9 protein-coding genes and 1 rRNA gene are annotated in these 7,973 nt (G+C 42.4%); 4 read left to right on the top strand and 6 right to left on the bottom strand.

Annotated elements, in window-relative coordinates:
• Together TY49_RS13015 and TY49_RS13010 are read right to left on the bottom strand one after the other, a co-directional pair.
• Nucleotides 1-202, bottom strand: a 16S ribosomal RNA gene (locus TY49_RS13015); the annotation flags it as partial.
• 303 nt (nt 203-505) lie between these two features.
• Nucleotides 506-733, bottom strand: a complete 228-nt coding sequence (locus TY49_RS13010) for a hypothetical protein (RefSeq protein WP_041966350.1) — start codon at nt 731-733, stop codon at nt 506-508.
• Nucleotides 734-877: 144 nt separating this feature from the next.
• Between TY49_RS13010 and pdaB the strand changes: the two genes are divergently transcribed.
• Complete coding sequence (gene pdaB / locus TY49_RS13005) at nt 878-1,630, top strand: polysaccharide deacetylase family sporulation protein PdaB (protein WP_041966349.1); 753 nt, start codon at nt 878-880, stop codon at nt 1,628-1,630.
• Nucleotides 1,631-1,638: 8 nt separating this feature from the next.
• Here the strand turns inward: pdaB and TY49_RS13000 are convergent, their stop codons facing one another.
• The gene (locus TY49_RS13000; protein WP_041966348.1) at nt 1,639-2,304 is read right to left on the bottom strand and encodes a KinB-signaling pathway activation protein; all 666 of its coding nucleotides are present in this window, start codon (nt 2,302-2,304) and stop codon (nt 1,639-1,641) included.
• A gap of 148 nt (nt 2,305-2,452) precedes the next feature.
• On the opposite strand from TY49_RS13000, the gene gerD reads away from it, so the two are divergent.
• Nucleotides 2,453-3,091 (top strand): spore germination lipoprotein GerD, encoded by a 639-nt coding sequence (gene gerD, locus TY49_RS12995; protein ID WP_041966347.1) that lies wholly within the window; start codon nt 2,453-2,455, stop codon nt 3,089-3,091.
• Nucleotides 3,092-3,192: 101 nt separating this feature from the next.
• On the opposite strand, the gene salA is transcribed toward gerD, so the two are convergent.
• From salA to TY49_RS12980, 3 genes are all read right to left on the bottom strand, one after another.
• Entirely contained in the window at nt 3,193-4,248 is a 1,056-nt protein-coding gene (gene salA, locus TY49_RS12990; RefSeq protein WP_041966346.1) for an iron-sulfur carrier protein/transcriptional regulator SalA, read from the bottom strand.
• A 327-nt stretch (nt 4,249-4,575) separates the two neighbouring features.
• The gene (cwlD, locus tag TY49_RS12985; protein ID WP_041966345.1) at nt 4,576-5,292 is read right to left on the bottom strand and encodes an N-acetylmuramoyl-L-alanine amidase CwlD; all 717 of its coding nucleotides are present in this window, start codon (nt 5,290-5,292) and stop codon (nt 4,576-4,578) included.
• Between the two features lie 73 nt (nt 5,293-5,365).
• Nucleotides 5,366-5,809: a YbaK family protein gene (locus TY49_RS12980; protein WP_041966344.1), complete on the bottom strand. Its 444-nt coding sequence runs from the start codon at nt 5,807-5,809 to the stop codon at nt 5,366-5,368.
• A gap of 258 nt (nt 5,810-6,067) precedes the next feature.
• Between TY49_RS12980 and TY49_RS12975 the strand changes: the two genes are divergently transcribed.
• Complete coding sequence (locus tag TY49_RS12975; RefSeq protein WP_041966343.1) at nt 6,068-7,033, top strand: S8 family peptidase; 966 nt, start codon at nt 6,068-6,070, stop codon at nt 7,031-7,033.
• The gene (locus tag TY49_RS12970) at nt 7,030-7,803 is read left to right on the top strand and encodes an endonuclease I family protein (RefSeq protein ID WP_041966342.1); all 774 of its coding nucleotides are present in this window, start codon (nt 7,030-7,032) and stop codon (nt 7,801-7,803) included. The genes TY49_RS12975 and TY49_RS12970 overlap by 4 nt, the downstream gene beginning before the upstream one ends.
• The last annotated feature ends 170 nt before the right edge of the window (nt 7,804-7,973 follow it).

Raw genomic sequence — 7,973 nt, 5'->3', positions numbered from 1 at the left:
TTTCCCTCATGTGAGGGAAAGGATTATCCGGTATTAGCTCCGGTTTCCCGAAGTTATCCCAGTCTTACAGGCAGGTTGCCCACGTGTTACTCACCCGTCCGCCGCTGATCTTCAAAAGCAAGCTAATGAAGATCCGCTCGACTTGCATGTATTAGGCACGCCGCCAGCGTTCGTCCTGAGCCAGGATCAAACTCTCCAATAAAGAGTATGAGTTTAGCTCATAATTTAAAACGTTGGCTAGTGATCATCTATATAATAGAAGTCACTATAAAAAATTGTTTGTTGACGCTTGTTTGTTTAGTTTTCAAAGAACAATTTATTGTCTCGCCGCTCAGAAGCGACTTTCATAATATAACATGTGACTGATTTGATGTCAACTGCATTTTTTATTATTTTTTCCGCCGATCACCGTGTTACCGAGTGGCTCAGCAGCGACGTTTATTAATATAACAGGATAATTTATTTACGTCAATAAGTATTACGAAAAAATTTTCCTTATTGTTTATTAACCTTTATACATGCTTTTCTTCGCTGGCATATACTTAAGACATTCCTTAGGAGATGCTACTCTTTTAAAAAGCGAAAACAGTATTTTATATCTTTCTTTCATCGACCTCTTTACTACATGATCAATACGATCATCCTTCAGATCGAATAGGATTTCATCCATTTCCCTTTTAATTAAGTATTCTAGCTCTTTCATTTCCTTTTCATTGATCAGAACACCAAGCATACATACACTCCTGTTCATTTCACATAGTCCTTGTAGTGTTGTCTTTTTTTCGGATTTTTATAATCTGATTTTTTTATTATCATATCTTTTTGACCTGCGGAATAAAAATGAGACAAGGAGTGCATTGGACGAGGTGGTGAGAAAATGAATTTCTTTTATGTAATGAATGCTAAGTCGATTAAAACAGTTTTTGTCATCGTGATCGCAGCCTTTTTTACAGCTTGGTTCTTTTACATGGAAAACATGGTCCAACTCCCTGCTTTTTCAGCAAAGGATGGTCCTAAAGCCATTTATAAAGGTGAAAAGGATTTAGCTTTGACCTTTAATATTGGCTGGGGCGATGAAAAAGCGGAACCAATTCTTGACGTTCTGAAGAAAGAGAAAGCAGGAGCTGTCACCTTCTTCTTGTCCGGATCCTGGGCAGAAAGACATCCAGACCTGGTGAACCGGATGGTGAAAGAGGGATATGAGATTGGCATGCTTGGATATGAGTATAAGGATTATACCGATTTAGAGGAAGATAAAATCAGGCGTGATATCCTAAAAGCTCAAGAAGCATTTAAAAAGCTTAACGTTAAGAATATCGAGTTGCTGCGTGCCCCTACTGGCCATTTTGATCAACGCACCTTAAAAATTGCCGAACGACTCGGGTATACAGTCGTCCACTGGAGTCTTGATACAAAGGATTGGACGAATCCTGGCACTGAGGTCATTGCCGAGAATGCTACAAAGGCAAAGAAGGGTGATATCCTGTTGATGCATGCTTCTGATTCAGCTAAACAAACCGCGGAAGCACTGCCTCTGGTGTTAAAGGATATCAGGTCAAAGAATCTGAAGATGGTCACAGTTTCAGAAATGATCGCCAACGGTGACTCTAAGTCAGCAGAAATAAAATAACCGTCCAACTATGCGTTGGACGGCTTTTTTTGTACTTTTTCATTTGTTTTAGCCTTTTTTTCAAGGGCTTTTCGCTCTTCCTGTGATTTCTGGTTAAGCTTATGCAAAACCAGCAGTTGGTAGGCATTACATGCTAACAATGGAAACAGCATGAGATAAAGCCAACTGTGCTCGTTTACCCGGAGTACGGGCACCCATTCGATCACTGTTACGACAATCATAAAAAACAATGCTGGTATTAAAGCTTCTTTGTTGGTTTGCTTAACCTTCATAAACGCTACAATCAACCCAGCGACCAGGACGATTACCGCGAGACCTATATAAGGCATGATACTCTCATCGCTTTCTGCGAAAGCGTTAAAACGCAGATAGACGAGGTCAAACAATACAAAAGCAATCAACAGGACTTGTACTGGATTCCATAGAGATTTAAAAATACCAAGGCCAAAACGATGTACAGTCAAATAAGCAAAGAAACCCATTTGGCTAACAATGCTAAATATAAGACCCACACCCATTAGCCATACTAAAATAGAGAGGAATTCAAGAATGTTGAAATCACTCAACAGCTGCTGGAATTCACTCCAGCGGACAATAAAACCAACTAAAGCAGTTGTCACCGCTCCAACAACCAGGGTGGTAAGAAATAAGTGTACCCAATTACGGCTTGTCACGATTTTTTCCCCCAAAACAAAATTAAACTTCACCATTTGATTGTACCAATGCGGGTTTGAAAAATCTAGGTGTCGTTATTCGTGTATAACAATTTGTCATTTTACTCATCCTAAAATTAGGGCTGTCTATGTGAAAGGGGAATGGAAGATGAAGAAAATCATGAAGTTTTTACTCCCTGTAACCTTTTTACTTTTAGCTGCCGGCTGCGCTTCTCCGGCCGAGTCAGCAGGGGGGCAAGTCGATTACGAGGAAACAAAGAAAATGGTTGTCGACATCCTGAAGACTGATGATGGAAAAAAAGCAATTCAGGAAGTCATGGGTGACGATGGCATGAAGGAAAAGCTAATAATGGACCAGCCGGTCGTAATTGATACAGTCGAAAAGACAATGACCTCCAAAAAAGGCATGGAGTTTTGGAAAAAATCCTTCGAGGATCCTAAATTCGCTGAGAGCGTTGCAAAAAGCATGAAGAAGGAAAATGAAAAGCTGTTAAAGGACCTTATGAAGGATCCAGAATATAAAGGCATGATGATTGAAGTCATGAAGGATCCTGAACTTGAAAAGGAATTAACTAACGTCCTCAAAAGCAAAGAATATCGGGAACATCTGCAAAAAGTGATGACCGAAACCTTTGAAAGCCCGCTTTTCAAGGCGAAATTACAGGCTTTGATCGTTAAAGCTGCTGAAGAAATGCCAACCCAAAAGTCAGAAGGCGAATCTGAAGAAGGCGGCGGTGGATCCGGCGGCGGTGGATCCGAAGAAGGCGGCGGCTCTGGAGGTCAATAATAATTGCAAGAAAGCACAGGCGCTTTGGTCAGCCCCGACCAGCAATCCAACCGGATATTCCAATGAAAGAGCCTCTCCTGGTATAGGAGAGGCTTGTTTTATTACTTCCCAAGCATTTGGACAACTTGCTGGGCAATATTTGTATAAAGTGCGCCAATTTTATCATCTTCCTGATAAATGGATGGTGCAAAGTCTTCTTCATTCCAGGTTGGCTGGCCTAATGGCAGTTTGCCTAACAGCTGAGTATTAAGCTCGTCCGCCAATTTTTCGCCGCCGCCTTGTCCAAAGACATATTCTTTTTCCTCAGTCAGCTTGCTCTCAAAGTAAGACATGTTTTCAATTACACCGAGGATTTCATGTTCTGTACGAAGCGCCATCGCACCTGCACGTGCAGCAACGAATGCCGCTGTCGGATGTGGCGTAGTAACGATGATTTCTTTACATGTTGGCAGCATGGTGTGAACATCCAGGGCAACGTCCCCAGTTCCTGGTGGCAAGTCCAATAGAAGATAATCAAGTTCTCCCCACTCGACTTCATTGAAGAAGCTGTTAAGCATTTTGCCAAGCATCGGTCCGCGCCAGATAATTGGTGCGTTATCTTCAACAAAGAATCCCATAGAGATGACTTTAACTCCATGTCTTTCAACTGGAATGATTCTTTCTCCTCTTACAACCGGTCGCTTTGTGATGCCCATCATGTCAGGAACACTGAAACCATAGATGTCAGCATCAACAAGTCCAACTTTTTTACCCAAACGCGCTAGTGAGACAGCAAGGTTGACGGAAACAGTAGATTTACCTACTCCCCCTTTTCCACTCGCGATCGCGATGAATGTTGTTTGGCTATTAGGAGACAGCAAGCCTTCCTCTTCTTCAGGAGCCGCTGTCTGGAATTTTGATAGAACTTCTGCAGGCAGTTCAGAGAAACGCAATCCTACAGATGCCGCTCCAGCGCTTTTTAAGATATTGACAATTTCCGTTTGCAGCTGCAGCTGTTCGGCAGTACCTGTTTTCGCGATAGCTATTTTAACGCTTACATGGTTCTTCTCTTCTTTAATCTTGATTTCTTCGATTGCATTTATGTCTTCGAGTGTTTTATGTAAAAATGGTTCCTTAAGGTCTTTTAAACTTTCGCGCACCTTAGCTTCAGTTAACATAATGACACCTTCCTCTGTAAAAATTTATCTCCAAGGACAGTATAACATATTGATAAAATTCCTAAGTGTTAAACCTGTCACACATTACTGAAAGATATTTTTTCCAAAAGGCTGTTTTCATAAAGGTTGTTGTTAAAATCCTTAAGCCGATTTTAACGTAATATATAGCCATTTTGCATGTCGGTATTAAGTTTGCATGCTCTTTTCTCATAAGAAGCGTCAACTTTACGAAGGATATAGATAATTCACTCCAATTTTGTATTCAATAGCAACAAAGTTTGAGAAAAGAGCCTTCCAAAAAGAAAAAGAAGGATCAAGGACCCCTCTTTATTTTTCCCAAAATTTCTGTTCATCTGTAAAATATCTGAGCATACCTTCATAAATTGATCCTGCAACTTTTTCCTGATAAGCCTCATCTTTCAGATTTGCGGCTTCCTGTGGATTTGATAAAAAACCTATCTCGACCAAAACCCCAGGTTTATTCGTATGCTTCAATAAATAAATACTATTCGCCGCCTTTGCATCTCGGTCTGTGTTTTCAAGGTTACGGCGTAATTCATCCTGAATCAGTTTGGCAGCTCGTTTGTTTTCCTTGTAATTCGTGGAGTAGAATGTTTGCGCCCCTTTCCATTTGGAGGATGGGATCGCGTTCAAGTGTATCGTTGCAAAAAAATCGGCTTCAGACTCATTTATCAAATCCAGTCGTCTTTTTAAATCCTGGACCTTTCGCTTACTGTAGCCCTTGAGTCCTTTATCCGCTAGGTCGACATCTGTCTCGCGAGTCATGATGACAAGGGCTCCCTGTTGCTGTAGGTAATCCCGTAATTTCAAGGTAACACTAAGCGCGATATCTTTTTCAAAGGGTTCCTCTTCTCCTGCCCCCGGGTCAACGCCTCCATGTCCTGGATCAAGATAGATGATTTTTCCTGAAAGCGGAAGGTTCCAGGATTCCCAGGAGTCATGCTCGGTAAAATCATACTGCAATATAAGGAACAGCACGGCAAGGCCGGCTGCAAATAATCCGAATTTGAGTTTCTTCAGCATGTTCTAAACCATCCTTCCCAGCTAGTCCCTGATAATAAACTATATGGGACAGGTCGACGGTTTAGAACTTCTGTTAGTGCAGCCTCATTTTATATTTCTTTTCACCCTTCATGAATCCTTCTCTCCACCAACTGTCTACATACTGTTCACACAAGTAATAAAGCTCTTCTGAACCTACTCCCTCTTCACCCTTCCCCCAAAAAAGGAAAAAGTTATATAAGGTGTCAATCAAATGCCGCTCTTCTTTTTCACAGCGGGGCTTAACCGCCTCTATCGGTTCACCGAAATATCCAAAACGGCTGAACTTTGCGCCCAGTAAATATGCTTCTATAGCTACATCATAACAAGCTTCTTCGATTCCTGAATTCATGATGAGATTCGAGGTCAGCCTTGATGAGCCAAAATATTGTTTCACCCTGCCCTGCAGGATGTTAATTGATAATTCACGGAGCATCGCTCGCTCATATTTCACTTGTTTTTGTTTTCTTTTATCTACAAATGTCGTTACGACGTTCAAAGTAATCTCACCCCTTAGAAAGTAGTGTTCAACCTTCGTAAGGGAGTAATGCAATTTTGGCGGACGATTCCTTTTCCAGTTTTCTCAGACGTTTACTGAATAATATCAAGGTAAATTCATTAGGATGAAATGCCCAATTATGGATTTCTATTTCTAGCAAATACCCTACTAACGGTCCTTTTTATTAATAGTCAGAATTGTTAGACTTATTATTACAACTAGAACTAGCTTCAATTTTATCTCCAAGGAGGGAAAGAAATGGAGCAAGGTGTTCGTGTTATTCCTTATACTGTGATTGGTGAATCTGAGGAAGTGAAAGAAGTACCAAAAGGTGTAGAGCTGATCCAGGCACCCAAGCTTTGGAACGAAACGAAAGGAAAGGGAATGAAGGTTGCTGTTTTGGATACTGGCTGTGAAATTACACATCCTGATCTAAAGGACCGAATTATCGGCGGCAGGAATTTTACAGATGATGACCGCAGCAACCCTGATCTTTATACTGACTATAATGGCCACGGTACACATGTGGCAGGCACGATTGCCGCACAGGAAAATGAGGCAGGTGTCATCGGTGTCGCACCAGAGGCTGGTCTGCTGATTGTAAAAGTCTTGAACAAGGCTGGTTCAGGCAAGTATGAGTGGATTATCAAAGGTATTCATTATGCCATTGAGCAGGAAGCGGATATTATCTCTATGTCACTGGGCGGGCCAGCAGATGTTCCCGAGTTACACGAGGCGATTCAAGCCGCAGTAAAAGAGAATATCCTTGTCGTCTGTGCCGCTGGTAATGAAGGGGATGGCGACGATGCTACCAATGAATTTGCCTACCCTGGTGCTTACAACGAAGTCATCAGTGTGGGCGCAGTGAACCTTGAACGAGGATCATCTGACTTTACCAACTCACATAATGAAATTGATGTCGTGGCTCCGGGCGAGCGGATTACTTCGACCTATCTGAATGGTAAATATGCGACCTTGAGCGGTACATCAATGGCGGCTCCGCACGTTTCCGGCGCACTGGCATTGATCAAGACATATGCACAAGCCCACTTTGAGCGAGAGCTGACAGAACCTGAATTGTATGCGCAACTGGTCAAGCGGACTGTGCCGCTCGGCAATTCGCCTAAGCTAGAAGGCAATGGTCTCGTTTATCTGACTGTGCCGGAGCATCTAGCGGAAATCTTCGATCAGAGCTTCAAAACAATGGTCATGGATGCGATATGATCCTGTCGGCTAGCGAGCTGTATATTCATAACATCGAGAATAAAACGTATTATGATGCTGAACTGGACTCGGAAATGCGTGATGAATTTTATTGTGATGCTGTTTTCGGTCCAGAAGAGCTGCATTCTCTGCTGGTTCGGACACATTCCTCCCATTTAAAATATTCACCGCATGATTTTGTTTATCCATGGGTGGACTTGCAGGAGAATCTTCAACTGAAGAGCCTGTATTCAGGACAGGACCTTGACCCTGTTGAGGTCATTGAGGAAGATTTACGACTTTTGGATACCTTGAGGCAAGGAGGCCTTATAGCCAGTTCCGACTCTCTTTTTAATACTGAACACGTAGTGCCCCAATCATGGTTTGATGGTGAGGAGCCAATGCGGGGCGATCTTCACCACTTGTTTGCCTGCGAGCCGGCATGCAACAGCATGAGGAGCAACCATCCGTATCACGATTTCCACTCCTACGAACCTGAGCTTGCTGCTTCAGGAATAAGATCGGGCTGCGGTATGGTCGAAGAAGGGAAGTTCGAACCCGAATATGGCAAGGGCATTGTTGCGAGGGCTGTATTTTATTTCGCTTTAAGATATAGGGATGTCATCAGTATGGATGGTCAGATGAACTTCGAACTTCTACTGAGATGGCATTTCGAATATCCTGTTACGGTATACGAGAAGCATAGGAATGCTGCAATCCAGGAACTTCAAGGTAACCGAAATCCATTTATTGATTTCCCGGAGTTAGCTGGAGATATGCTTGGTTTGTAGATGAGAGAACCGCCTGGTAGTGGATTGCCAGCGGTTTTTCTTTGTGATTGTGGAAAGCTTTTTGGAATTTGAGGTAATACAGAGAATTTCCTTTTACCGTTTTGACTTCCTTCCCTCATTTTCGGGCAATGCATAGGCTCTCCTTTTACCATTTTGACTTCCTTTCCTTG

Origin of the sequence: Mesobacillus selenatarsenatis SF-1 (genome assembly GCF_000813125.1) — a bacterium.
GTDB lineage: Bacteria > Bacillota > Bacilli > Bacillales > Cytobacillaceae > Mesobacillus > Mesobacillus selenatarsenatis.
Note: the sequence above shows the minus strand (reverse complement) of the source record. Positions and strands in the feature narration are given on the sequence as shown.

Coding starts and splice junctions, on each gene's coding strand:
- TY49_RS13010 (WP_041966350.1), bottom strand. CDS start 733: ATGCTTGGTGTTCTGATCAATGAAAAGGAAATGAAAGAGCTAGAATAC.
- pdaB (WP_041966349.1), top strand. CDS start 878: ATGAATTTCTTTTATGTAATGAATGCTAAGTCGATTAAAACAGTTTTT.
- gerD (WP_041966347.1), top strand. CDS start 2,453: ATGAAGAAAATCATGAAGTTTTTACTCCCTGTAACCTTTTTACTTTTA.
- salA (WP_041966346.1), bottom strand. CDS start 4,248: ATGTTAACTGAAGCTAAGGTGCGCGAAAGTTTAAAAGACCTTAAGGAA.
- cwlD (WP_041966345.1), bottom strand. CDS start 5,292: ATGCTGAAGAAACTCAAATTCGGATTATTTGCAGCCGGCCTTGCCGTG.
- TY49_RS12975 (WP_041966343.1), top strand. CDS start 6,068: ATGGAGCAAGGTGTTCGTGTTATTCCTTATACTGTGATTGGTGAATCT.
- TY49_RS12970 (WP_041966342.1), top strand. CDS start 7,030: ATGATCCTGTCGGCTAGCGAGCTGTATATTCATAACATCGAGAATAAA.